Source organism: Pseudonocardia kunmingensis (assembly GCF_006716445.1).
Classification (GTDB): domain Bacteria; phylum Actinomycetota; class Actinomycetes; order Mycobacteriales; family Pseudonocardiaceae; genus Pseudonocardia; species Pseudonocardia kunmingensis.
In genome coordinates, this window is record NZ_VFPA01000001.1 from 38,108 (window position 1) to 63,351 (window position 25,244).

The following is a 25,244-nucleotide window of genomic DNA, read 5'->3' on the forward strand; positions in this document are numbered from 1 at the left end:
CATCTCCTGTCAGGGGGTGGGGGCGAGGTAGACGACCTTGGTCTGGGTGAAGAAGTCCCGGTTGGTGAATCCGATGGAGAACGCGCCCGCGCCGGAGCCGCTCACCCCGCCGAAGGGGACGTGTGGCTGGCTGACGGTGCCGTGGTTGACGTGGACCATCCCGGCGCGGACCCGCCGGGCGAAGCGCATGGCGACGCCGATGTCCTCGCTGAACACCACGGCGGCCAGCCCGTACTCGCAGTCGTTGGCGACCGCGAGGGCCTCCTCCTCGCCGGACACCCGCAGCACGGAGAGCACCGGACCGAAGATCTCCTCACGGGCGACGGCCATTTCGCGGGTCACCCCGTCGAGGACCGTGGGGGCGACGTAGCGACCGGACGGCACGGGCCGGTCCGGCGCGCACCGCCGGGCGCCCTCCTGCTCGCCGCGCCGGAGGTACTCGGTCACCCGCTCGTACTGGGCGTCGCTGACCAGCGGGCCGACCTGCGTGGCGGGCTCGAGCCCGGATCCGACGGCGAGCTCGGCCCACGATGCGGCGAGGCGCTCTACGAGGCCGTCGGCCAGCTCGTCGTGCACGATGACGCGGCTGATTGCCGTGCACCGCTGGCCGGAGGTCTGGATCGCCGCGCCGGTGATGTGCGCGGCCACGGCATCGAGATCGCGGGCGCTGTGCACGTACGCCGCGTTCTTGCCTCCGAGCTCGAGCTGGGTGCGCCCGAGGCGCCGCGCGACCGCCGCGTTGACCGTACGGCCCACCACGGTCGACCCGGTGAACGAGACGCCGTCCACCCGCGCGTCCGCGGCCAACTGGGCGCCGACGGTCTCCCCGCGACCCGACACGACACCCAGCACGCCCTCGGGCAGCCCGGCCTCGGCGAGCAGCCCGGCGAGGCGCAACGCGGTCACCGACGTCTCGAGCGCGGGCTTCAACACGACCGGGTTGCCCGCCACCAGCGCCGGCCCGATCTTGCGGACCGGGGCCACTGCCGGGAAGTTCCAGGGTGTGATCGCCGCGACCACGCCGAGCGGCTCGAGCTCGGTGTACACGAGCTGCCCGGCCGCCCGGCTGGGGATCGTGGCCCCGTGCAACCGGGTGCCCTCCCCCGCGGTGTAGTCGAGCTCCAGGCGGGCGCGGCCCAGCTCGGCCCGCGACTCCGCGAGCGGCTTGCCCATCTCGCGCGTCATCAGCAGCGCGAGCTCCTCGGCGTGCTCACCGATCAGCTGGTTCCACCGCTGTAGGACGTCACCGCGCACCGGCGCCGGCGTCTCCGCCCAGCCCGGTGCCGCCGATACCGCGACGTCGACCGCGTGCCGGACATCGTCCGGCGTCGAGTCGGGAACGACGCCGACGGTGTCGCTGTCGTCGGCCGGGTTGCGCGACTCGACGGTCGGGCCGGCACTGCGTGCCCACGAGCCACCGATGAAGTTGACGGCTCCGGCCAGGACGTCCGCGGTCACGCCAGCACCCCCTCCGGAGCAGGCACGTCCCGCGGTGGGCCCGGACGCAGGACGGCCTTCATCACCGCCCCCGCCTTGACCGCGGTCACCGCCTCGTCGGCGGCCTCCAGCGGGTACTCGGACAGCATGCTGCCGAGGTCGAAGCGCGCGATGAGCCGCGGCAGCGACGAGATGTAGGTGATGTAGTGGCGCGCCGAGAAGCCCCACGAACCGTGCACCCGCAGCTGCTTGCGCGTGATCAGGTGCGGGTTGAGCGGTGTCGGCCCGTGGTCGGTGTACTGCCCGAGCACGCAGTACTGCGCTCCCGGCCGGCACATGTCGATGCCCTCGGCGACTGCGGACGGCACCCCGGCGCACTCGATCACGACATCGGCGCCGAGGCCGTCCGGGGTCTCGGCCCGGACGGCGGCGGCGCGGTCCTGGGCGGCACTGCCGTCCGTGACGTCGATGTACACCGCCGCGATCCCGAGGCGCCTGGCCTGTTCCAACCGGTCGGCCGGGCCGCCGACCATGATGACCTTGCCCGCCCCGCCGAGCTGGGCGTAGATCGCGGCAGCCACACCGACCGGGCCGCTCCCCTGCACGACGACGACGTCGCCCTGCCGGATCTCGACCTCGTCCAGGACGCCGTGCACCGCGGTGGGGCCGGCGCACCCCAGTGGGATCACGTCGCGGGGCCGGACCCCGTCGGGCAGCTTGACCATCACGGTGCCGGGCTGGAGGTAGATGCTGTCGGCCCAGCCGCCCGACAGGTGCGGGAAGGCGTCAGCCCGCTGGTTGATCCCGTAGATCCGCCGCGACCCGACGCAGAGGGTCGGCTGTTGCTCCACCAGGCAGTACCGGCACCGGCCGCACGAGATGTTGTTCAGCCAGGACACCGCGTCACCGGGAGCGAGCGGGACCCCGCGCGCGTCGTGGGTCAGGCCGGCACCGAGCGCCGCCACCCGCCCGACCGCCTCGTGCCCGAGCACGACGGGCGTGGGGATGGGCAGGCGTCCGTTCTGCAGGTGCACGTCGGTCCCGCAGATCCCGGCGTACTCCACGTCGACGATCGCGGCCATCTCACCCGGCGCGGGGACCTCGAAGCTCTCCATCTCGAACGGCGACCTGAATTCCCGCAGCACCACGGCGCGGCTTCGGGCTGGCATGGGCGGCTCCTCGCGACGATGGCATTGTTCGAGATCAGGAACTTGGTTCGAGAACCGTACGGCGAGTCGCCCCTGCAGGCAAGACCGCGGCGGCGACGAGGAGCTTCGCCCTGCTCCGGGCGCGACAGCGACTCGGGCTACTCCGAGATGAAGCCCGCGCCGAACTGCAGCACAGTTCCTGTCCGGTGACCCACCGGGCGCCATCCGCGGCGAGGGCCCTGATCCTCTTCGAGACGCCCTTCGACCGTTCGGTCGACAGCGGGAGGTTGCCGCCTAGCAGCCCGACCAACCAGCGATGACTGGCGCGACCGCCCGGCAGCGTCGCCTACGCCGAGCAGAGCGGCCACGTGAGATGACCGGTCACAGCGCCCGGACGAGCGGCGTGCTCGCCAGGATCGGTTTCTCGACGTTAGCGCCCTGCTATTTCCGGTAGCAAGCCCTTGACACGGCGCTTGTGACCGGTAACTGTGACCGGTAACCGACGTGGCTCGAGGAGGATCCGCTCGTGGTTGACCCGTTCGCAGTGGTGGCCCTGTCACCCCGCACCTTCACCGTCAAAGAGCGCGGGGACGCGCTCGCCAACGTGAAGCGCATCAACGAGTTCATGGACACCGCGGTGATGGTCGCGGCGTGGGAGGGCGCACCGGTCAAGCTGGTCGTCATCCCCGAGATGGCGATCCAGGGGATGATCCCCAACACCCCGGGCAACCGGGAGCGCGAGGCGCACTACGCCGTGGAGATCCCCGGGCCGGAGACCGAGGAGCTCGGGCGCAAGGCCCGCGAGCTCGACACCTACATCGCCGCCGAGCTGTACATGGTCCGCGACCCCGATTTCCCGGACCGCTACTTCAACGTCGCCTTCATCATCGACCCGAACGGCGAGGTGGTCTACCAGCGCTACAAGGCCACCAGCGACGCCTACGAGGGCGGCATGCTCGGCAACATGAACCCCCACGACGTGTGGGACGAGTTCGTCGCCAAGAAGGGCGGCGGCGACGTGATGGAGGCGATCTTCCCGGTCGCCCGCACCGAGATCGGCAACATCGGTATCGCCATCTGCCACGAGGGCGTCTACCCCGAGGTCGTGCGCGGTCTCGCGATGAACGGCGCCGAGATCATCATTCGGCCGACCCTGATCGAACCCGCCGTGATGAACGGTCTGTGGGAGCTGCAGAACCGCGCGCACGCCGCGTTCAACTCCGCCTACGTCGTGGCGCCCAACCTCGGCCCGGAGATCCGCGACGACGGCGGCCTGCAGGACCTCTTCGGCGGGCAGTCGATGATCGTCAACCACCGCGGGCAGATCGTCGCCCAGCAGAAGGGCTGGACCTCCGGCGACTCGTTCGTCTGCACCACGATCGACATCGAGGCACTGCGCCGCGCCCGGATCGCGAACGGTCTCTACAACCAGTTCAAGGACCTGCGCACCGAGCAGTACCGGGCGATCTACGACAAGCCGATCTACCCGAAGAACCAGTACCGCGACGCGCCGCCGACCGAGGGCTGGCTGGCCCGCGAGGACGCCACGCGCGCTCGCAACATCCAGACGCTCGTCGAGCGCGGCGTGCTCGTGCCGCCGGCCGGCTACACCCCGCCGAACGGCAACGGTCAGCCGATCACCGACACGGCCGCGGCCACGTCCGACAAGGCCTGATCGCGGCGGGCACGGCCCGCCGGGCCGTGCCCGTTCCCCCGCCGGACCCGCCGACGCCGGTCCGCGGCTCCGAAGTCCAGAGCATCGCGACGCACGAAGGAGTGCCTGTGATGAGTACTGCTGTGATGCGGCCCGTCCGTCGCCGCCCAGGTCACGCGCTGGCCAGGGGGCTGGCCCTGCTCGCCGCCGCCTCCCTCCTGCTGACCGCGTGCAACCGCACCGGGCAGGAGTCCGCGAGCCCGGAGCAGAAGGCCACCGGGCAGGGGCTGGTGATCGGCTGGTCGCAACGCGGGATCGCCGGCAGCGACTGGTACAAGACGCTGGTCGCCGGCGGGGAGGCCGAGGCGGCGGAGATCGGCGCGCAGATCCAGATCCTCGACGCCAACCGCGAGACCACCCGCCAGAACGAGGACGTCCAGACGCTGATCAGCCGCGGGGTCGACGTCGTCATCATGAACGCCAACGACCCACTGGGTGTCGCCTCCTCGGTGAAGGCCCTGAAGGACGCGGGGATCCCGCTGGTGACGGTCAACTCCAACCTCGATCCGTCGCTGGTGCCGGACATGTACTGCTACGTGGCCGAGGACCAGGTCGCGACGGGCGCCCTCGCGGGCGAGGCGATCGCGCAGGACGCCATCGCCAAATGGGGTACCTCCGGCGAGATCAAGCTGGTCGGCATCGGCGGGCTGCCCGGCGATGTCATCAGCGAGCTGCGCTACCAGGGCTTCATGCAGGGCTACGACTCCGTCATGGCGCAGCACCCGGAGATCACCACGACCGAGCTGCCGTTCAAGTACGGCGAGTGGCTCCCCGACCAGGCGCTGACCCCGATCCGCGACGTCGCCACGGCCAACCCGGACCTGAAGATCGTCTACAGCGAGAGCGACGTGATGCAGGCCGGCATCCAGCAGGGTCTGCAGCAGGCCGGTCTGTGGGGCCCGGGGATCCTCGAGGCCTCCTACGACGGCGGCATGAACGCGGTGAAGGAGATGCTCGACAACCCGGACGGCCCGCTGCAGGCCACCGCGTCGAACCAGCCGTGGGACCAGGGGGCCCTGGCCGTCCAGATGGCCGTGGCCGCCTTCAACGGCGATCCGTCCGCCTGCCCCGACAAGACCGAGTACGTCGAGACCACGGTCGTCACGCCGGAGAACGCGGCCGACTACTACAAGCCCGAGGACACCTACGTCCGCGCGCAGGAGAACAGCTGATGGCGAGCACCCCGCAGGCGCACGACGATTCGACCGCGCTGCTCTGGTTCAACGACGAGGAGGCCCGCACCGTCGAGGCGGTCTGCGAGCGGATCATCCCCGGTGACGGCGTCGACCCGGGCGCCACCGACGCCGGCGTCGTCTACTACATCGACCGCGCCGTCGCCGGGGTCAGCACCGATCTGCAGACCGTCTACCGGCGGGGACTGCGCGAGCTGGCCGACTTCTGCCGGCGCGAGCACGGCGTCCCGTTCGTCGACATGGCGCCGACCACCCAGGACGACGTGGTCCGCCGGTTCCTCGGCCCCGAGGTGCAGGAGACGGCGGCGGGGGTGCAGTTCGGACCGTCCGACCAGCCCGGTGGCGAGGTCCTGCTGCGCTTCTTCGCCGTCATCCGCGAGCACACGGTGGAGGGGTTCTTCTGCGACCCGGCCTACGGCGGCAACCGCGGCGCGGTCGGTTGGAAGCTGGTCGGCTTCCCCGGCGCGCACTGGGGCTACACCGCCGAGCAGATGGGCCCGGGGTTCGACGGCCGCTCGCTGCCCATCAAGACACTCGCCGACCTGCGGCGGGAGCTGAGCAGCCTGCCGCCGAACGAGATCTTCACCCGCAACGACCTCGAGACGGAGCGCTGAACCGATGCCTGCGAAGAAGCACGACGTGATCGTCGTCGGCGCCGGGGCGTCCGGCGCGATCGTGGCCTCCGAGCTGGCGCAGCAGGGCGTGCGCGTGCTCTGTCTGGACAAGGGCCCGCGCCACTCCACCGAGGACTTCCGCCTCAAGCAGGACGAGATCCGCTACTACGCCCGCGGCGCCCTGGTCCCGTCGATGAAGACCGACCCGCTGACCTGGCGGGAGAACAGCACCGACGGGGACGGCACGCTGGCCCCCTGGGCCGACGGGCCGCTCGGCACCGCCAACCCGCTGCACCTCCCGCCGTCGCTGGGCACCGGCGGCGGGTCGATCCACTGGGGTGGCGCCTGCTGGCGGTTCCGGGAGTCCGAGTTCCGGATGCGCAGCACGATCACCGAGCGCCTCGGCCCCGACGCGCTCCCGGAGAACCACACGCTGGTCGACTGGCCGCTGAGCTACGCCGACCTGGAGCCCTACTACGACAAGGTCGAGTGGGAGCTGGGGATCTCGGGGCGGGGCAGCAACGTCGTGGACCGCCCTGAGCTCGACGAGAACCCGTGGGAGGCCCCGCGGGCCCGCGACTACCCGATGCCCCCGCTGCGCCAGGGCACCGCGGACGTCGAGTTCGCCGACGCCTGCACGCGGCTGGGTTACCACCCGTTCCGGACGGCGGCGGCGATCGCGTCCGAGCCGTTCAAGGGCCGGTCGGGCTGCACCTACTGCGGGTTCTGCCACGGCTACCCGTGCCACGTCGACGCGAAGACCTCCACCCACGTGGCGTCGCTGCCGGCCGGGGTCGCGAGCGGGAACCTGGAGATCCGCGACTTCTGCCGCGTGTACCGGCTGAACCGCTCCGCCGACGGATCCCGCGTCACCGGGGTCTCCTACATCGACGCCGACGGCCGCTCCGTCGACGTCGAGGCCGACCGCGTGGTGCTGGCCTGCTACGCCCTCGAGAACGCCCGGCTGCTGCTCGCGTCGGGCATCAACCGCAACGGCCAGGTCGGCAAGCACCTGATGACCCACGCGTTCGGCTTCTTCATGGGCCTGACGAAGGAGCCGTCCAACCCGTACATGGGCACGCTGGTGGCCTCGACCTCGATCGAGGACTTCAGCGGCGAGCTCGTGCACGAGTACGACCCGTCAGTGCTGTGGGGCGCCCCGATCATCAGCTGGCCCGGGGACTACCAGCCGATCGAGATCGTGCACGGCATGCCGGCCACGGCGCCGCGCTGGGGTGCCGGTTTCCGCGACTGGATGCGCGACAACTACAACCACGTCTGGTCGATGTACTCCCAGACGGCGAACATCCCCACCACCGAGACCTACGTCGACCTCGACCCGCACCGCACGGACCCGTGGGGCCAGCCCGCGCTGCGGATGACCCACGGCTGGAGCGAGCACGACGAGCGCATGGTCGAGTTCCTGCTCACCAAGAAGCGGCTGATCGCCCAGGAGATGGGCCTGACGACGTGGTGGGAGGAGACGACGAAGCCCGCCTACCACCTGTCGACGCACGAGGTGGGCACGCACCGGATGGGCGAGGACCCCGCCACCTCCGTCGTCGACGTCTTCGGCCGCTCGCACGAGTGCGAGAACCTCTTCGTCATCGGCGGCGGGCAGTTCCCCAGCTACCACGGCTACAACCCGACCGAGACGATCTGGGCGCTGGCCTACCTCACGGTGGACCACATGCTGGACCGGCCGTTGCTCACCAGCCCCGTTCCCGCCGACCGGTTCCTCGACGACCGCTCGACCGCCGGTGCGGGCCGTGTCGGCTGAGGGCGGGCGACCGCCGGAGCTGCAGGTCAGCGGCGTCACCAAGGGCTACCTCGGCGTCCAGGCGCTGAAGGGGGTGGACCTGGCCGTCGCCCGGGGCAGCATCCACGCGCTCGCCGGGCAGAACGGCGCCGGCAAGTCCACCCTGGTGAAGATCCTCTCGGGCGCGGAGTCGCCGGACAGCGGCACGATCAGCGTCGGCGGCGACGTCGTGCGCCTGCGCTCCCCGCAGGACGCGCAGGCCGCCGGGATCCAGACCATCTACCAGGAGCTCAGCCTGGTACCGCAGCTGTCGGTGGCGGAGAACATCCTGCTCGGGCAGCTGCCGCGCACGGCCTTCCCCGGCATCGACTGGCCGACGATGCGCCGCCGGGCCGCCGAGGCGCTCGACCGCGTCGGGTTCGCCCTCGACGTGCGCGAGCCGGTGGGCAACTACAGCGTCGCCGAGCAGCAGGGCGTCGAGCTGGCGAAGGCCCTGCACAAGGACGCCCGGGTGCTGCTGCTCGACGAGCCGACCTCGGCGCTGCCCCCGCCCGACGTCCAGCGGCTCTTCCGCGTGCTGAAGGACCTCGCCGGGCAGGGCATGACGATGCTCTACATCTCCCACCGGATGGAGGAGCTGTACGAGCTGTGCGACGCCGTGTCCGTCCTGCGGGACGGCGCACTGGCCCGGACGTTCGCCACCGCCGACAGCGCGCCGGCCGAGGTGGTCTCCGCGATGGTCGGCAAGAGCCTCGCGGGGTCGCTCGCCGAGGCCGCGCTCTCCGGCGAGCGCAGCCCGCGGCTGGGTCCCGGGCACACCGGCACCGTGCTGATGTCGGTCCGCGACGTCGCCGCGGACCAGAAGCTGCGCGACATCTCCTTCGACCTGCACGAGGGTGAGGTGCTGGGGATCGCCGGCCTGGTGGGCAGCGGGCAGTCCGAGCTGGCCGCCGTGCTAGCCGGCGCACGCGCGCGGGACGGCGGCACGATCGCGCTCGACGGGCGCCCGGTCGCGCTCGCCTCGCCGCGAGAGGCGATCAGAGCCGGGATCGGGCTGCTGCCCCAGGATCGCAAGGCGCACGGGTTCATCCCGGAGATGAGCGTGGCCGGCAACATCACCCTGGCCAGCCTGCCGATGTTCAGCAGGCTGTCGGTCCGCAGCGACCGCCGGGAGAACGCCGCCGCGCAGCAGCTCGCCGAGCGGCTCGACATGAAGATCGCCGGTGTCGGGCAACCGATGAAGACCCTCAGCGGCGGCACCCAGCAGAAGGCGATCCTGGCCCGCTGGCTGGTGCGCTCGGCCCGCATCCTGATCTGCGACGAGCCCACCCGCGGCGTCGACGTCGGCGCCAAGGAGGACATGTACGAGCTCCTGCGCGACTTCGCCCGCGACGGCGGCACCGTGATCGTCGCCAGCTCGGAGCTCTCCGAGGCGATGATGTGCGACCGCGTGCTGGTCATGGCGGGCGGCCGGATCGTCGCGGAGCTCGACCACGACGAGATCGACCCCCACGGCGAGGCGATCATCCAGCGTTTCGGCTGACCCCTCCCCCACTCCTTCCCCGCAGCACGACGACCGCGCCCATGGCGCACGCAGAGGTGCGAGATGGTTGATCACGGCACGACGAGTCCGGACACGACGGCCCCAGGGACGACAGCGCGACCACCGGGAGACCGGACCAGGCCCGAGCGGCGGGGCCCGTGGGCCGCCCTGCGACACGCGCTCCCGCAGAGCTACCTGCTGCTGGTCCTGCTGGCGATCGTCGTGGCGGGCTTCATCGCGTCACCGGACTTCCTCACGGCCCGCAACGCGACCAACGTCGTCACGTTCTCGACGATCGTCGCCGTGCTGGCCGTCGGACAGTTCTTCGTCGTGCTCACGGGCGGTATCGACCTGTCGGTCGGGTCCGTGGTCGCGCTGTCCACCGTCGTCTCCGCGCTGCTGCTCCAGCAGGGGTACCCGGCGGGCGTCGCGGTGCTGCTCACCCTGGCGGCCTGTGCCCTGGTCGGGCTGCTCAACGGGGTGCTCGTGGTGGGGCTGCGGATCGCGCCGTTCATCGCCACGCTCGCGACGCTGTCGATGGTGCAGGGGATCAGCTACATCATCCAGTCCACGAGCCTGATCCAGATCACCGATCCGACGTTCGTCACCTGGTTCTCCGACGGAGCGCTCGTGGGGATCCCGAACCCGGTGCTGATCTTCATCCTGGTGACCCTGGTGGCCGCCTACGCCGCCCGCTACACGACCTTCGGGCGCCGCCTCTACGCCGTCGGCGGCAACCGGGAGGCCGCACGCCTGTCCGGCCTGCCGGTGAACCGGGACCTGCTGCTCACCTACGGGCTGTCGGGCCTGCTCGCCGGGCTGGCCGGACTGCTCGCCGCCGCGCAGCTGCTGCAGGGCAGTTCCCTGATCGGCCAGGGCTACGAGCTGGACGCCATCGCGGCCGTGGTCGTCGGCGGGGCGTCGCTGTTCGGCGGGAAGGGCAACCCGGTCGGCGCCGTGATCGGGTGCTTCATCATCTCGATCATCACGAACATCATGAACCTGATCGGGATCTCGTCGGAGCCGCAGCTCGTGATCAAGGGACTGGTGATCGTCATCGCGGTGTTCCTGTCCAGTGCGGGCGGCGTCGACCGGATCTCGGCCGCCTTCGCGGGAGTGCGGGGCCGGCGCCGACGCCTGGCGGGAGGATGACGGCCGCCGCGCCCGCATCCGTCCGCGCGATCAGAGGGGGAACCACATGCCGTCCCGCAACACGGACCGCGCCCGGCAACCGGTGATGCGCGACGTCGCCCGGCTCGCCGGCGTGTCCCACCAGAGCGTCTCCCGGGTGATCAACGACAACCCGCAGGTCAGCCCGGACGTGCGCGCCCGTGTCCAGGCGGCGATGAAGCAGCTGGGTTACAAGCCCAACACCGTGGCCCGGGCGCTGGCGCGCAGGCGGACGATGAACATCGGCGTGATCGCCGCGGGCACGTTCCAGTACGGGCCGACGGTGATGCTGCTCAGCATCGCCGAGACCGCGCGCCAGGCGGGGTACGCGACGCGGCTGCTCAACCCCGTGAACGCCGACCGGGCCGGCATGCAGACCGCGATCGACCAGCTCGTCGACGACTCCGTCGACGGCATCGTGGTCCTGGCCCCCGTCACCGCCGCTGCGACCGCCGTCGAGGGGTTAACGACCGACGTCCCGCTCGTCATGTTCGAGCCCGACCTGGACAACGGCACCACGATGGTGGCGATCGACGAGTCGCTCGGTGCGCGGCTGGCGACCCGGCACCTGCTCGAGCTGGGCCACCGTACCGTGCGGCACGTCAGCGGCCCGCCCGGCTGGCTGGGCACCGAGGCCCGCATCCGCGGCTGGCGCGACGAGCTCGCGAGCTGGGGTCGCGTCGCCCATCCGACCTACGAGGGCGACTGGAGCGCGGCCTCCGGTCACGCCGCGGGCGCGCGCATCGCCGCTGACCCCGACGTCACCGCGGTCTACGTCGCCAACGACCAGATGGCCCTCGGCGTGCTCCAGGCGCTCGGCGAGGCCGGCCGCGACGTGCCCGGCGACATCAGCGTCGTCGGTTTCGACGACACCCCGGAGGCCGCCTACTACCGGCCCGCCCTCACCACCGTCCGCCTGGACTTCGCGGCGGTCGGGCGCCGCTGCGTCGAGCGGCTCGTCGAGCTCATCCAGAGCCGGCCGTTGCAGCCGCAACCCCGGGTGCCCCCCGAGCTCGTCGTGCGCGCCAGCAGCGCGCCGCCCAGGCACTGACCCACGCACCCCATCGGAAGGACCCCCATGCAGACCCAGCCCCTCGGCAAGACCGGGCTGTCCGTCACTCCCCTCTGCCACGGCACCAGCCCGCTGGGCAACTTCCCCTCGCAGTACGGCTACGAGGTGAGTGCCGATCAGGCCGTCGCCACCGTGCGCCGGGTCTTCGAGGGGCCGATCAACTTCCTCGACACCTCGAACAACTACGGCGACGGGCAGGCCGAGGTCCGCATCGGCAGGGCGATCCGGGAGGCCGGGGGCCTCCCGGAGGGCTTCGTGGTGGCGACCAAGGTCGACCCGCTGCCGGGCAGCGACGACTTCTCGGGCGAGCGCGTGCGGGCGTCGGTGCGGGAGAGCCTCGAGCGGCTGGGCCTGGACCGCCTGCAGCTGGTGTACCTGCACGACCCGGAGCGCATCACCTTCGCGGAGGCGACGGGCCCGGGCGGGGCGGTCGAGGCGCTGGTCGCACTGCGCGACGAGGGCGTGATCGAGCACATCGGCGTGGCCGGCGGGCCCATCGATCTCATGATCGACTACCTCGCTCTCGACGTCTTCGAGGCCGTGATCAGCCACAACCGGTACACGCTCGTCGACTCCTCTGCGGAGCCGCTGATCGAGGACGCCGCCGCGCGCGGGGTCGCGTTCGTCAACGCCGCGCCCTACGGCGGCGGCATGCTCGTCCGCGGGCCGGACGCCGTGCCGCAGTACTGCTACCGCCCCGCGAGCGCGGAGACGATCGAGCGGGTGCGGGCCATGGAGCGCGCGTGCCGGGCCCACGACGTGCCGCTGGCCGCCGCGGCACTGCAGTTCTCGACCCGCGACAGCCGCGTCGCCTCGACGATCGTGGGGATGTCCGAGCCCGGCCGCGTCGAGAAGACGCTACAGCTCGCGGGGTGGTCGATCCCGGACACGCTGTGGGAGGAGCTCCTCGCGCTCGCGGCCCCCGGCCGGGCAGGTGTCGGGCTGTGAGCGCCCCCGTTCGGTACGGGATCGTCGGCAGCGGCTGGCGCACCGGTTTCTTCCTGCGCCTGGCCCGGCTGATGCCCGACCGGTTCACCGCGACCGGGGTCGTCACCCGCACCGCGGAGCGCGGTGCAGAGGTGGAGGCGGAGTGGGGCGTGCCGACGTTTCGCACCACCGCCGACCTCGTGGCCGCGGACCGGCCGGACTTCGTGATCGTCTCGGTGCCGTGGGCGGCCGCGCCCGCGGTCACCGTGGAGCTGGTCGAGCAGGGCGTGCCGGTGCTGAGCGAGACCCCGCCCGCGCCGGATCTCGCCGGCCTGCGTGACCTGTGGTCGCGCGTCGGCGACAGCGGGCTCGTCCAGGTCGCCGAGCAGTACCTGATGATGCCCGCGCACGCCGCCCGCTGGGCCGTGCTGCGCAGCGGCGCGATCGGACGGGTGACCTCCGTGCAGGTCTCCTCCACGCACCTCTACCACGCGGTGTCGATGATCCGGCTGATGCTCGACGCCGGGTTCGCCGACGCCGAGGTGACCGCACGCGGCCTCACCGCACCGCTCGCCGACCCACTCGACCGCGGCGGCTGGTCGGGCGGCGACGAGGCGAAGACGGCGCAGACCACGCTCGCGGTACTCGACTTCGGCGACGGGCGCTCCGGCCTCTACGACTTCACCGACAACCAGTGGTTCAACCCGCTGCGCGCGAACCGGATCGTCGTGCGCGGCACCCACGGCGAGCTCGTGGACGACCGCTTCGTACGCCTGGCCGACCCGGTGACCGCGGTGGAGTCCCACCTGGTGCGCCGCCAGACCGGGATCGACCTGAACCTCGAGGGCTTCGACCTCGATCACATCAGCGCCGACGGCCGCGTGGTCTACCGCAACCCCTACCAAGGAGCGCGGCTGGCCGAGGACGACATCTCGGTGGCAACCATCGTCGACCGGATGGGCGCCTGGTGCCGCGGCACCGGCGAGCCCCCGTACCCGTTGGCGCACGCCTGCCAGGACCACCTGATCAGCCTGGCGATCGAGGAGTCAGCCCGCACGGGTGCGACGGTGCGCACCTCCCGGGAATCCTGGGCCGCCTGATCCCGCAGCGCTGAACGCGGGTCAGGGACGGGACTGTGACGCACCGGTGGCGAGGGCGCCGGATGCGGGGCCCCGCAGCCACGTGCCTGCCGGGGCGACGCTGCGAACACGCCTGGCGTCGACGGCCTCGGCGAGCCGTCGGGCGGGAGAGTGTCGCGCTCGCCCCGGTGGAACGCTCAACCCGCCGCCGGGGTCGTCCGGCCGACGAGAGTGCTGCCGCTCCTCCGCGACGTCGTCCCGTGCGCACCGCCTGCGCAGCGACGTCGCCTCCGAGGGTCAGCGGCCGGCGGACAGATCCTGGCCGTTCTCGCCCCCCGACTGGCCGAGGTGGGCGATGATGTCGCGCTCGACGTCGCGGATGTGCCGCACGGCGGCTGTGCGGGCGTCGCGGACCCGTCGCCCGACGACTGCGTCGACGATTGCGCAGTGCCCGGCGTGAGCGTGCTCGCGGCGCCCTGGCAGCGTGATCACCTTGTGGGAGTAGTCGACGAACAGCGGCTCGATGGTCGAGTGCAGCTTGATGAGCAGCCGGTTCTTCGTCGCCTGCGCGATCGCCCGGTGGAGATCGGCGTCGAGGGAGACGAACGCCTCGTCACTCAGGTCGGGATCCGCCATCCCGGAGATGATGCCCTGGAGTTCCGCTGCCTCGTCCGCGGTGATGCGTTTGGCGGCGAGACCCGCGGAGTCCCGCTCGAGCGTGATCCGGACCTCGAACAGCTCCGGGACGGTGAACTCGTCGAGCACGAGCAGCTGGGACAGGTCGGACGTGCGCCGGGAGTTGCTGACCACGAACACTCCGACCCCGTGATCGCTGCGCAGCAGCCCGTTCACCTCGACGACCCGGATGGCCTCGCGCATGGAGCTGCGCCCCACACCGAACTGGTCGGCGAGCACCCGCTCCGGCGGCAGCTTGTCTCCCGGCTTGAAGTCCCCCCGGCTGATCATCCGCTCGAGCTGCTCGGCGACGGAGTCTGCCACCTTCAGTCTGCGGACGGGCTCGATCCCGCCCCGGATCGCGCTGCTCATCCGGCCTCCCCCTCCCCTGTCGCCGACGTCGCCAGTCCGGCGTCCGCCCACCGCCTGGACGCCAGGTGTGGTCCGGTGGTCTGACGACTAGTTTTCCGCACCCGACTGTCCGGCAGGGACTGGCGCGCCGCAACCCCCGCGGCCTTCACAGCCGCAACGAGGACCGGCCGGCTCGGGACGGTCGCGCTGAGCTCGAGGACATCGAGTCCCGCCGCGACCGGGAGTAACGCGGCCGCGTGCCCGGCCTCGGCATCGGACGCGCGCAGGACCGGCACGGTCCGGGCGCTGCCGAGGCGTCCGACCGTTCGCTCCTGGGCCGCGGACAGGGTCATCTCTTCCCTCTCAGAACGCCGGGAGCCCGGGGACCCGCGTCCGGAACCGGTAGAGCGTGGTGCTGGCGCAGATGTAGAGCGTGCACAGGTCGTCGTCGCCCCAGGTGAAGTTCGCGGTGACCTCCGGGACCCCGATGACGCCGAGCGGCGCGCCCGCGGGGTCGAAGACGTGGATCCCGCCCGGTCCGCAGCTGAACAGGTTCCCGGCGCTGTCGATCTTCAGCCCGTCCGGCACGCCGGGTCCGGTGCCCGTGGTCCGCGCCCAGATCTCGCCGCCGACGACGCCGCTCTCGGTGAGTTCGAACCGGCGGATGTGCATCCGCTCGGTGTCGGCGACGAACAGGTACCGCTCGTCGAGGGACAGGCACAGCCCGTTGGGCCCCTCGACGTCGTCGGTGAGCAGTTCCAGACCGCGTTCCCCGAGTCGGTAGACCCCGCAGAACGGCAGCTCCCGCGCCCGCGGCACGCCGTAGGAGGCGCCGCGGCCATAGGTCGGGTCGGTGAAGTAGATCGTCCCGTCTCGGGCGACGACCACGTCGTTCGGGCTGTTCAGCTCCCGGCCCCGGTAGCGGTCCGCCAGCGTCTCCAGTGATCCGTCGGCCTCCTGCCGGACCAGTCGGCTGGTCGCGTGCTCGCAGGTGAGCAGCCGGCCCTGCCGGTCGTAGGCGTTCCCGTTCGCCATGTGGCTGGGGTCGCGGAACACCGACACCTCGCCGTCGGCGGACAGCGTCGAAAGCCGGGCGGCGAGGATGTCACTGAACACCAGCGACCGTTCCCCTGGGTGCCACACCGGACCCTCGAGGAACCGGAACCCCGAGACCACGCGTCGCAGCGGCTCGTCCGCCACGACGTCGTGCAGCCGGGGGTCCCGGACCTCGACGGCGGAGACGACCTCGGTCGTCATCGACCGGCTCTCAGATGGGGGACGAGGTCGGCCCAGTCGTAGGACTCGACGAAGTACTGCGACGTGCTGTACGTGCCGTCCATCGTGTGCTTGAGCGACTCCGGTCCCGGGAAGCCGATGACCTTCCAGCCCATCCGGTCCTTGTTGCCGCCGTAGACGGGGTCGCAGTAGAAGCCCTGCCGGACGTGCAGGCACAGCGCCTCGAAGAACGGCAGCCCCTGGTCGAACGTGCCCTGCAGGAACGTCCCGACCGCCAGGCTCGCACCGAGGGTCACCGGGCTGGGCTTCGGCGCGCCGGAGTAGGCCTCCAGCACGAGGTCCTGCTCCGCCTCCGCGAGGTCCGTGAAGGGCTTCGAGAACTGCTCCTGGGCTACGGCGTCGAGCGCCGTGATGCCCTCGCGGTAGGTCCGCTGCATGTCGTACATGCGCGCCCGCCAGGCGTCGGCGAACTTCCCGGTCAGTTTGAGGAAGCCACTGCCGTCGGCGGCGGCGAAGATGTAGTCGATGCCCGACAGGTAGCGGTCGATGAACACCACCACGCGTGCCTCGCGGGCGCCCGGGTCGTGGTCGCTGGGGACGATGCGGGCGGCGGCCGCCTCGATCGTGTCCCACTCGTGCTGGGTGAAGAACAGGCGCTCGTCGGAGTCGGGGTCGATCGGGGAACCGACGATCTCCCAGTCGGCCTTCAGGGTCACGACGTCCTCCTTTCCTTTCTCGGAACTGTCAGGCGACCGTGATGCGCTCGTCGCGGCCCTTGGACCGGACGTCCGCGATGTACTCGGAGACGCGCCAGGCGTTGGCCATCATGGTCAGCGTCGGGTTGACGCCGGTCGAGGTCGGGAAGCAGGAGCCGTCGACGACGAAGAGGTTGTCCACGTCGTGCGACTGGCACCACTCGTTGAGCACCGTCTTCGACGGGTCGGTGCCCATGCGCGCAGTCCCGTGCTGGTGACAGGTGTTGCCGGTCATGCGGTCCAGGTAGACCGGGATGGTCTTGCGCGCGCCCGCGACCTGCAGGATCTCCGCGTTCTTGTCGACCTGCCACTTGCTCATGGCGACGTCGTTGGAGTGCGGCTTGTGCGTGATCCGGGCGACCGGCAGACCCCAGGCGTCCTTCACCGTCGGGTCGAGGTCGACGCGGTTGGACTCGACCGGCATGTCGTGCAGGATCGCGCCGATCTTCATCGCGAAGTTGAAGTAGCTGCGGTCGGCGTCCTTGAGGGACTGCCCCCACTGCGGTCGGCCCGGGAAGACCCAGTTGATCGGGTGGCAGGTCTGCGACGCCGAGATCAGGCAGCCCCCGATGTGTCCGCGGTTCTCGTCGGTCTCGTAGAACTCGAACGTGCCGCCGCTGATGTAGTTGCCGACCCAGCCGTAGAGCGGGTCGTCGATCTCCTGGTCGAACAGCCCGACCGCGGACACGTACTCGTGGAAGGTGGCGTTCTTGCCGACCATGCCACTCGAGTTTCCCAGGCCGTCGGGGTGCTGCGGGGAGGTCGACATCAGCATGAGGCGGGCGGACTCGATGGCACCGAGGCCGAGGACGACGACGGCGGCCTCCTGGGCGACCTCGTTGCCGTCCGGGTCGATGTAGATCACGCCGGTAGCCCGGCCGTCCGCACCGACGGTGATCTCGCGGACGAACGACTCGCTGCGCAGTTCGAAGTTGCCGGTGGCGACCGCCTCGGGGATGAACGTGGTCAGCGTGTTCGACCGCGCGGTGCTCGGGTCGCCGTACTGGTTCCAGAAGCTGGTGGTGTTGAACGGGTCGCGGCCCTTGTGGTTGTTCGTCACCATCGCGTGCGGGATGGGGAAGCCGTTGATCCCCATCTTGTTGCAGGCCTCGTAGAAGCGCTTGCCGAACCGCGTCGGGCGCAGGGGTTCGCTGGGGTAGCCCTTGCTGCGGAACGGCTCGTACTTGTCGGCGCCGGCGATGCCGGAGATGCCGAACTCCCACTCCACCTTGGTGAGGTAGGGCTCGAGGTGCTCGTAGCGGATCGGCCAGTCGGCCAGGCTCGCGCCCTCGATGTCACCGTGCAGGCTGCGGACCACGAAGTCCGACTCGCGCGGCCGCGGCACCCAACCGGCCCAGTGGTTGGTGCCGCCGCCGACGAGCTGCGGAGTGGGCGAGAACGGGAAGCGCTCGGCGACCGAGGTCTCGTCGTGGCGCAGCGTGCGCGGGAACAGGTTCGGGTCGGGCCAGAGGTAGTTGCGATTGACGAACTTGAGCTCGTCACCGGAGTAGTGGTCCTCGGCCGACAGCCACGGGCCGCGGTCGAAGCCGACGACCTTGAGGCCGGACTCGCTGAGCACCTTGGCCGCGGTGGCCCCGGTGGCGCCGAGTCCCACGACGATCGCGTCGACCGGCTCGGGCTTCTTGGCGTGACGCACGATGCTCTCCTCTCCGCGCGGGCAGCAGTGCCGAGGCGCGACGGCATGCCCCGGAACCCGAGGGAGAGCTCCCTCGGCGGGGTGGGTCGGGTGGAGGTGGGACGCGGGTTACAGGTCGGGCGCTTCGGCGTTGGTGGGCGTCTTCGTCTGCGCGGCGATGTCGCGGTGACGGCGCTTGATGTACTCGGCGCATCGGACCGCGACGGCCTGCAGCGTGCTGGTGGGGTTCACCGCGGCGCCCGTGGTGAGGGAGCTCGCGTCGGCGATGAACAGGTTGGGCAGGTCCCAGGTCTGGTTCCACTTGTTGGTGACCGAGTCCTCGGGGGTGTTGCCCATCCGGCAGGTGCCCATGATGTGCCAGCCGGGCGGCGGTCCGTCGATCCCGCCGATCCCCGTGGTCGCCGTGTCGATCACGGCGCCGGCCGCCTCGGCCGCCTCCTGGGCGCGCTCGACCCCCCACTGCACGAGCCGGCGGTCGTTCTCGTGCAGCTCGTAGTGGACGTGCGGTGCCGGCAGGCCGCTGGAGTCCTTCACCTCGGGGTCGAGCGTGACGCGGTTGGTGCGCACCGGGAGGTCCTCACCCTGCACGTAGATCAGCGCGTGCCGCCCGAAGTGCTCGTTGAAGAACGTGCGGTGTCCGGTCCCCCAGGGCGCGATGTTGCCGGTGTTGGTGCCCAGTGCGCTGGTGGCGGCGCCGAGGGCCGTGCCGACCTGCAGCGAGAAGCCGTTGAGGAAACCCCGCGACGGGTCGGTGTCGTAGAACTCCTGGCTGTAGAGCACCGCAGGCTCCGGGCCCTTGAAGCCCTCGAGCGGCTCGTCGAACCAGAAGTCCACGAAGGACCAGCTGTGGAACATCAAGTGCGTACCGACCAGGCCGTTGGAGTTGGCCAGCCCGTCGGGGTGGCCCTTCTGCGCCGACATCAGCAGCAGCCGCGGTGTGCCGATGGAGTTCGCGGCAACGACCACGACCCCGGCCCGCACCTCGTGCCGCTGCCCGGTGACGCGGTCGATGTACGTCGCCCCGGTCGCGCGTCCGTCCTTCGCGTGGATCTGCTCGACGCGGGCGTTCACGCGCAGGTCGACGCCGTTGCGCAGGGCCTTCGGCCAGTACGACACGTCGGTGGAGGCGATGGAGTGCCGCGGGCAGCCGGCCAGGCAGAAGCCGCAGTCGTTGCAGGCCAGCCGCGCGTCCCTGGCGCGGGTGAGGATCGCGTTGTCCGCGGGCCACCAGTGCCAGCCGAGCTTGTCGAACCCGGTCGCCATCTTGTGCCCGACCTTGCCTCCGCGGCTCGCCGGGCCCCAACCCTCGGGACGCCGCGGGTTGCCCGGGTCGCCGGTGCGCCGCGCGACGCCGATCTCGGCGTCGTTGATCGCGTAGAACGGCTCGAGCTCCTCGTAGGAGATCGGCCAGTCGATCGTCCCCTCGACCCCGTGCTCGGTGCCCTTGCGGAAGTCCACCGGCTTGAACCGCGGCCACGCTCCGGCGTAGTGCAGGGTGGAGCCGCCAACACCGGTGTAGATGTAGGGGGTCGTGTTTCCGGTGGTCGGGTAGTCCTCCGGGAGCTGGCGGACGTTCGGTTCGAACGACCAGCTCCGCTGGCGCTCGATCTCCCACCCGTCGTACGTGTGCGGGTGGTCCATCGCGTGGATCCAGTCGCCCTGCTCGAGGCAGACGACCGTGAGCCCGCCGTCGCTGAGCCGCTTGCTCATCGCGCCGCCGCTCGCACCCGCCCCGATCACCAGGACGTCGGTCTCGGTGTACGCCGCCATCAGCTTTCGATCTCCTGCTTCCTGGATGCGGTGCCCGCCCAACTCATCCGGTCGAGTGGGCGGGCAGCGGGTCGACGGTCTCGAGCGGCACCTGCGCCTGGACGGCGCGGTCGCTGTGTGGGAGGTCGGCAGGGATCTCGGTCCGCCGGACATCCTCGGTGCGGGTGTAGGTGCCGCGCACCCGACCCAGCAGCTCGTCGTCCCAGTCGTCCATGACGTCGGAGTAGCCGTAGGGCTGCGGCGAGTTGCGGTAGTCCTTGGCGGCGGGCAGGAGCCGGTTCATGGCCCGGATGACCTCGGGCCGAGAGTAGTACGCGTGGTAGACGACGTTCCGCAGGCGTGTGAAGAACTCCGGGTCCTCACGCTCGAGTCCTTCCAGGACCGTCACCCGCTCCGCCGAGTTGGCGTCGGCGAATGTCCGGTCCAACACGTCGAGCCGGGCACGCAGGTCGTCCTCGCCGAAGAACGGGAACCATCTGGGCTCCACACCCGCCGGGGCCACGTACCGGGCGATGAACGAGACCACGTCGACCTCGCTCGGTGCCGGGAAACCGTCGCCGCCCGGGACGAGTTCGTCCGCCGCGGCGTTCAGGACCGCGGTCTGCAGCTCCGTCAGCCGGACCCCCGGCAGCCAGCCGCCCAGCGGGGGGCGCTCGTCGCGGGAGGTCAAGTTCAGATCAGTCACGTTCCCTCTCCTCTGCGGGACGTCGTCAGACCCGCTGGGTCAGGCGCGCTCGAGGTAGTTGACGATCGCTCGGCCGAAGTCGGGCAGGTCGACCGGCGTGCGCGAGGTGATGACATTGCCGTCCTCGACGACCGGCTGGTCGACCCACGTGCCGCCGGCGTTCTCGACGTCGACCTTGATCGGCAGGTAGCCGGTGATCTTGCGGCCCTTGGTGGCGCCGGCCGAGGCGAGCATCCAGCCGCCATGGCAGATGGCGGCGACGAGCTTGCCGGACTCGTACGCCTCCCGGACCAGGTCGACCATCTCGGGGTGCAGGCGCATGTTGTCCGGCGCGAACCCGCCGGGGATGACCACGGCGTCGAAGTCGGCAGCCGACACCTCGGCGGCGGAGGCGTCCGCCTCCATCGGGTAGTGCTCCTTGCTGTCGTAGCTGCTCTTCGTGCCGCTACCGACGACCTTGACATCGGCGCCGGCCTCCTGCAGGCGCAGGTAGGGGTACCAGCCCTCGAGGATCTGGTACTCGTCCTCGATCAGCAGGGCGACTCGCTTGCCGGAGAGCGACATCGGGAACTCCTTCTTCTTCGTCGGGCGTGGTGAGCGGGAGAGGGGAACGACGGCCCCGCACGGGCGCGCGGGGCCCCGGGACGCGCTCAGGCGCCGATCATCTCCAGGAACTCGATGCTGGTGCGGACGTCGCCGTGGTTGGCCTGGATCTGGCGCAGCGCCTCCCAGTGCTGGCCGTAGCCCAGCGGGTCGTCCTTGCCCGACGGGATGGCCGCGGTGGTGTCGGCAAGAACGATCATCTTGAAGTCCTGGTTGGCCCCGTCGATGGCGGTGGCCAGCTGGCAGTTGCCGGTGGAGAGGCCGGCGACTACGAGGGTGTCGCAGCCCGCCCTGCGCATGTACTCGGTCAGCGCGCTGCCGTAGAACGAGCTGAAGCGGTGCTTGCGGATGACCGGCTCGTCGGGCAGCGGCTCGAGCTCGTCGACCAGCTCGTCGCCGCCGTTGCCCCAGCTTCCGGGGAACGTCGCCAGCTGGCCCTCGAGGCCCCACTTGACGTCGGCGTACCCGGCGTCCTTGCCGTCGGGGCGCAAGCCCCACAACGACCAGACGACCGGGATGCCCTTGGCCCGGCAGGCCTCCAGCACGTTGACGACGGGCTGGATGACGTCCTTGCCCTCGGGGGCACCGCCGACACTCGGGATGTACATCGCGCCGCTCGGCTCCGCGCACGCCTTCTGCATGTCCAGGACCAGCAACATCGTCTTCTCGATGTCGATGGTCGACGCGACCATCCTCGAGCGGTCGATGTAGTCGTCGATGTGCTTGTAGGTGTAGTCGAGCGAGGACATCGCTGCTCCTTCGCGGTGATGTTGGTGACGGCTTCCGGGGGCCCCGGGCCGGCGCGGAGCCGGAATCGGCACCGGCTGTCGTGTCAGATCCTCTGGCCTTGGCCCATCCGGTTCCAGCGGCTTCTCAGGTGACCTGGTGGTCTGAACACTAACCTGGGACGTCGAGGTCGTGTCAATAGTCCGTTCGAGACGGTCGCGCGCCGATGGTGACGGTCCCACCCCTCACCGCACCAGTGCCGAGCAGGCCACGTGGACCGCATGGGTCGGCCGCGGCCCGGCGCGCGGTTCGCTGCACTCCTGGTACTACAGGGGATGGAGAGCCCGACCGCCGAGAGGGTGTTGGTCGACGTGGCCCCGCCGTCGCTCGCGGTCGTCCTCGTTCAGACCACTACGTCCGCCGCGATGACCAGCAGGAGTGCGATCACGGACAGCATCGACTGGGCCAGGGTGTAGGTCTTGAGCGTGCCGCGGGTGGAGAGCCCGAACAGGCTGCGGAACATCCAGAACGCGTTGTCGCTGAACTGTCCGCCGAAGCAGCCGCCCGCGCCGGCCGCGAGGATGACGAGCGCAGGGCTGAGGCCGAGGTCGGTGACGACCGGTCCGATGATGCCGATCGCCGTCAGGCCGGCGACGGTATGACCGCCGATCGCGGCCCGCATGATCGCGGCGACCAGCCAGATCACGAGCAGGGGGATCGCCGGGTTCGCCTCGAACAGGCCGGACAGGACGTCCTCGATGCCGGTCGCGGCGATCACCACGCCGAGCGAGCCGGCGACCGCTGTGACCGCCAGGATCGTTCCGACGGTCTCCAGTGCCTCCTCGACGATCCTGGCCTGCCCGTCGAGACCCTTGCGCCGCACCGCGATGGCCAGAGCGGCGAGTGCGCCCGCGAGCAGCGCGATCACCGGCGCACCGAGCAGGTCCAGGACGGGCGAGGTCACGCCCAGGTTCGGCAGGACGATCCCCGCGACGACGAGGATCAGCACCACCAGCAGTGGGGCGATCGCGACGAACAGCGAGGGGAGCTCTCGTTGGCGGACCTCCGTGGTAGTCGCGGCGGTCGATCCTGCCCCGCTGACCTCCCGGTCGGGGGTGGCGGCAGTCGCGGAGGCGGTCCCGCCGGCGGCTGCAGCCGGCTCCTCGTCGCGCTCCGGCGACCACCAGCCGAGCCGTTCGATGGCCAGGACGTACAGCCAGACGGTGAGGACCGCGCAGGGGATCGCCAGGGCGAAGCCCGGGAGGAGGAGGTCGCCGGGGTTCAGCGACAGCTGCCCGAGGTAGGCCAGCATGGCCGAGCCCGGGATGACGAGCGCGTTCCCCGCGGCGAGCCCGAGTGCGACCGGACCTGCCAGTGCCGCGACGGGGCGGCCGGCTAGCAAGGCGACGCGTCGGGCGATCGGCGCGACGACGACCAGCAGCACGTCGTAGTAGATCGATGGGGTGACGGCCGAGAGCGTGATCCCGAAGGCGTACGGCGACCCGCGCCGGCCGAACAGAGACAGGATCGACTCGACGATCCGTTCGACGGCTCCGTAGCTCGACATGAGCATTCCCATGATCACCCCGAGGGTGATCAGCAGGCCGACCTCGGCCATCAGCTGGCCGAAGCCCTCGTTGAGACCATCGACCAGGCCCGCCGGGGACACTCCGGTCGCAAGCCCGAGCCCGATGGCCCCCAGCAGCAGGGCGAACAATGGGTTGATCTTCACACGCACGATCAGCAGCGCGATCCCCACGAACACCACGAGGTACACGACGATCAACCAGGTCGTCATCGACCCCCGTCCTCTCGATCTCGACGGATGCACCCGGGCAACGCAGGGGCACATGCGAACTCTTCAGATGAATGACACTAGGAGCCGTAGAGACGCATCGTCAACACGCTGGCCAGCTGCTATAGTCTTCTGAAGACTAGGAGGACCGATGAAGATCGAGTGCATCGACACGTTCGTGCTGCGGGTGCCGCTGGGAGCGCGGCGGTTCTACTCGTCGCAGGCCGCGTTCCCGGAGCGCACCAGCATGCTGGTGCGGGTCACCTCCACCGACGGGGTCGTCGGGTGGGGTGAGGGCGGCCAGTACGGCCCAGCCGAACCGGTGAAGGCCTGCATCGACGAGGTGCTCGCCCCGCAGGTTCTCGCGATGCCCGAGGCCATGCCCGCCGTCGTCGCCGAGACCCTCTACGCCCGCACCCGCGACTTCGGGCAGAAGGGCACCTATGTGGAGGCGATCAGCGCGATCGACATCGCCCTGTGGGACCTCCTGGGTCGGACCCTCGGCGCCCCGGTCTCGACCCTCCTCGGCGGCCGGTTCCGCGAGCGGGTCAAGGCCTACGGCACGAGCGGGTACTACACCGACCCCGAGTTCCGCGCCGACCGTGACCTGCCGGGCCTGGCCGAGGCCGTCATCGGCCACGTCGCAGACGGGTTCGACATGCTGAAGATGAAGATCGGTCTGCTCCCGATCGCGCAGGACGCGGCGCGCATCCGTACGGTCCGCGAGGCTGTGGGCGACGACGTCGTCCTGCTCGCCGATGCCAACCACGCCTACAACGCCGCGACCGCGATACGGGTGGGTCGGGTGCTCGACGAACACGGGTTCGCCTGCTTCGAGGAGCCCGTGGTCCCGGAGGACCGCGCCGGGTACTCGCGGGTGCGCTCCGCGGTGGACGTCCCGATCTCCGGTGGCGAGGCCGAGTTCACGCGGTACGGCTTCCGCGACTTCATCGAGCAGGCGCGCGTGGACATCGTCCAGCCCGACCTGTGCGTCTGCGGTGGCTTCACCGAGACCCAGCGCATCGCCACGCTCGCCTCGACGCACGGCGCCCGCACCGTGCCGCACGTGTGGGGCTCGGCGGTGGCGCTCGCGGCCGCCCTGCAGATGTGCAGCGTTCTCCCGCTCTCCCCCTACACCCTGCGCCCGATCCCGCTGCAGAACGAGCCGGTCATCGAGTTCGACCGCACCCCCAACCCGCTGCGGGACGAGCTGCTGGTCGAGCCCTTCCGGCTCCGGGACGGCCACCTGGACGTCCCCACCGGGGCGGGGCTGGGGATCGAGATCGATCTCGACCAGCTGGAGCGCTACCGTACGGCCTGAGTCCGCGGGAGATC

At 70.8% G+C, this 25,244-nt stretch carries 21 protein-coding genes; 10 read left to right on the top strand and 11 right to left on the bottom strand.

The features are described from left to right. Window positions 1-9: 9 nt before the first annotated feature. Both FB558_RS00175 and FB558_RS00180 read right to left on the bottom strand, forming a co-directional pair. Window positions 10-1,458 carry an aldehyde dehydrogenase family protein gene (locus FB558_RS00175; RefSeq protein ID WP_142046975.1) on the bottom strand — a complete coding sequence of 483 codons (1,449 nt, stop codon included), beginning with the start codon at window positions 1,456-1,458 and terminating at the stop codon, window positions 10-12. Beyond that, window positions 1,455-2,606: a zinc-binding dehydrogenase gene (locus FB558_RS00180; RefSeq protein ID WP_142046978.1), complete on the bottom strand. Its 1,152-nt coding sequence runs from the start codon at window positions 2,604-2,606 to the stop codon at window positions 1,455-1,457. The genes FB558_RS00175 and FB558_RS00180 overlap by 4 nt, the downstream gene beginning before the upstream one ends. 505 nt (window positions 2,607-3,111) lie before the next feature. On the opposite strand from FB558_RS00180, the gene FB558_RS00185 reads away from it, so the two are divergent. The 9 genes from FB558_RS00185 (at window position 3,112) to FB558_RS00225 (ending at window position 13,677) form a co-directional block, all read left to right on the top strand. Beyond that, window positions 3,112-4,260, top strand: a complete 1,149-nt coding sequence (locus FB558_RS00185; RefSeq protein ID WP_142046980.1) for a nitrilase-related carbon-nitrogen hydrolase — start codon at window positions 3,112-3,114, stop codon at window positions 4,258-4,260. 110 nt (window positions 4,261-4,370) lie between these two features. Then, window positions 4,371-5,471, top strand: a complete 1,101-nt coding sequence (locus FB558_RS00190) for a sugar ABC transporter substrate-binding protein (RefSeq protein WP_211365900.1) — start codon at window positions 4,371-4,373, stop codon at window positions 5,469-5,471. Next, window positions 5,471-6,106, top strand: coding sequence for a gluconate 2-dehydrogenase subunit 3 family protein (locus FB558_RS00195; protein WP_142046983.1), 636 nt, complete (start codon window positions 5,471-5,473; stop codon window positions 6,104-6,106). The genes FB558_RS00190 and FB558_RS00195 overlap by 1 nt, the downstream gene beginning before the upstream one ends. Window positions 6,107-6,110: 4 nt before the next feature. After that, the gene (locus FB558_RS00200) at window positions 6,111-7,886 is read left to right on the top strand and encodes a GMC family oxidoreductase (protein ID WP_142046985.1); all 1,776 of its coding nucleotides are present in this window, start codon (window positions 6,111-6,113) and stop codon (window positions 7,884-7,886) included. Next, a complete protein-coding gene (locus FB558_RS00205; protein WP_211365902.1) occupies window positions 7,876-9,408 on the top strand; it encodes a sugar ABC transporter ATP-binding protein in 1,533 nt (510 codons plus the stop codon). The genes FB558_RS00200 and FB558_RS00205 overlap by 11 nt, the downstream gene beginning before the upstream one ends. Before the next feature lie 63 nt (window positions 9,409-9,471). Beyond that, complete coding sequence (locus tag FB558_RS00210; RefSeq protein WP_142046989.1) at window positions 9,472-10,560, top strand: ABC transporter permease; 1,089 nt, start codon at window positions 9,472-9,474, stop codon at window positions 10,558-10,560. A gap of 46 nt (window positions 10,561-10,606) precedes the next feature. Then, the gene (locus FB558_RS00215; RefSeq protein ID WP_211365904.1) at window positions 10,607-11,629 is read left to right on the top strand and encodes a LacI family DNA-binding transcriptional regulator; all 1,023 of its coding nucleotides are present in this window, start codon (window positions 10,607-10,609) and stop codon (window positions 11,627-11,629) included. A 27-nt stretch (window positions 11,630-11,656) separates the two neighbouring features. Then, a complete protein-coding gene (locus FB558_RS00220; protein ID WP_142046990.1) occupies window positions 11,657-12,598 on the top strand; it encodes an aldo/keto reductase in 942 nt (313 codons plus the stop codon). After that, a complete protein-coding gene (locus FB558_RS00225; protein WP_211365906.1) occupies window positions 12,595-13,677 on the top strand; it encodes a Gfo/Idh/MocA family protein in 1,083 nt (360 codons plus the stop codon). Before FB558_RS00220 ends, FB558_RS00225 begins: the two co-directional genes overlap by 4 nt. A gap of 276 nt (window positions 13,678-13,953) precedes the next feature. Here FB558_RS00225 and FB558_RS00230 read toward each other — a convergent pair whose 3' ends face one another. The 9 genes from FB558_RS00230 to FB558_RS00270 form a co-directional block, all read right to left on the bottom strand. Next, entirely contained in the window at window positions 13,954-14,703 is a 750-nt protein-coding gene (locus FB558_RS00230) for a FadR/GntR family transcriptional regulator (protein WP_142046992.1), read from the bottom strand. 342 nt (window positions 14,704-15,045) lie between these two features. Beyond that, window positions 15,046-15,939, bottom strand: a complete 894-nt coding sequence (locus FB558_RS00235; RefSeq protein ID WP_142046993.1) for an SMP-30/gluconolactonase/LRE family protein — start codon at window positions 15,937-15,939, stop codon at window positions 15,046-15,048. Then, entirely contained in the window at window positions 15,936-16,634 is a 699-nt protein-coding gene (locus FB558_RS00240; protein WP_142046994.1) for a gluconate 2-dehydrogenase subunit 3 family protein, read from the bottom strand. Before FB558_RS00240 ends, FB558_RS00235 begins: the two co-directional genes overlap by 4 nt. 28 nt (window positions 16,635-16,662) lie before the next feature. Beyond that, the gene (locus FB558_RS00245; RefSeq protein WP_142046995.1) at window positions 16,663-18,330 is read right to left on the bottom strand and encodes a GMC family oxidoreductase; all 1,668 of its coding nucleotides are present in this window, start codon (window positions 18,328-18,330) and stop codon (window positions 16,663-16,665) included. A gap of 108 nt (window positions 18,331-18,438) precedes the next feature. Beyond that, window positions 18,439-20,100 carry a GMC family oxidoreductase gene (locus FB558_RS00250; protein ID WP_142046997.1) on the bottom strand — a complete coding sequence of 554 codons (1,662 nt, stop codon included), beginning with the start codon at window positions 20,098-20,100 and terminating at the stop codon, window positions 18,439-18,441. A gap of 43 nt (window positions 20,101-20,143) precedes the next feature. After that, a complete protein-coding gene (locus tag FB558_RS00255; RefSeq protein ID WP_142046999.1) occupies window positions 20,144-20,785 on the bottom strand; it encodes a gluconate 2-dehydrogenase subunit 3 family protein in 642 nt (213 codons plus the stop codon). A 39-nt stretch (window positions 20,786-20,824) separates the two neighbouring features. After that, window positions 20,825-21,349 carry a type 1 glutamine amidotransferase domain-containing protein gene (locus tag FB558_RS00260; protein ID WP_142047001.1) on the bottom strand — a complete coding sequence of 175 codons (525 nt, stop codon included), beginning with the start codon at window positions 21,347-21,349 and terminating at the stop codon, window positions 20,825-20,827. A gap of 86 nt (window positions 21,350-21,435) precedes the next feature. Further along, window positions 21,436-22,137 carry a cysteine hydrolase family protein gene (locus tag FB558_RS00265; protein WP_142047003.1) on the bottom strand — a complete coding sequence of 234 codons (702 nt, stop codon included), beginning with the start codon at window positions 22,135-22,137 and terminating at the stop codon, window positions 21,436-21,438. Between the two features lie 380 nt (window positions 22,138-22,517). Further along, window positions 22,518-23,912, bottom strand: a complete 1,395-nt coding sequence (locus FB558_RS00270; protein WP_170231128.1) for a GntP family permease — start codon at window positions 23,910-23,912, stop codon at window positions 22,518-22,520. A gap of 148 nt (window positions 23,913-24,060) precedes the next feature. Here FB558_RS00270 and FB558_RS00275 point away from each other — a divergent pair, with 148 nt between their 5' ends. Next, a complete protein-coding gene (locus tag FB558_RS00275; RefSeq protein WP_142047007.1) occupies window positions 24,061-25,230 on the top strand; it encodes a mandelate racemase/muconate lactonizing enzyme family protein in 1,170 nt (389 codons plus the stop codon). The last annotated feature ends 14 nt before the right edge of the window (window positions 25,231-25,244 follow it).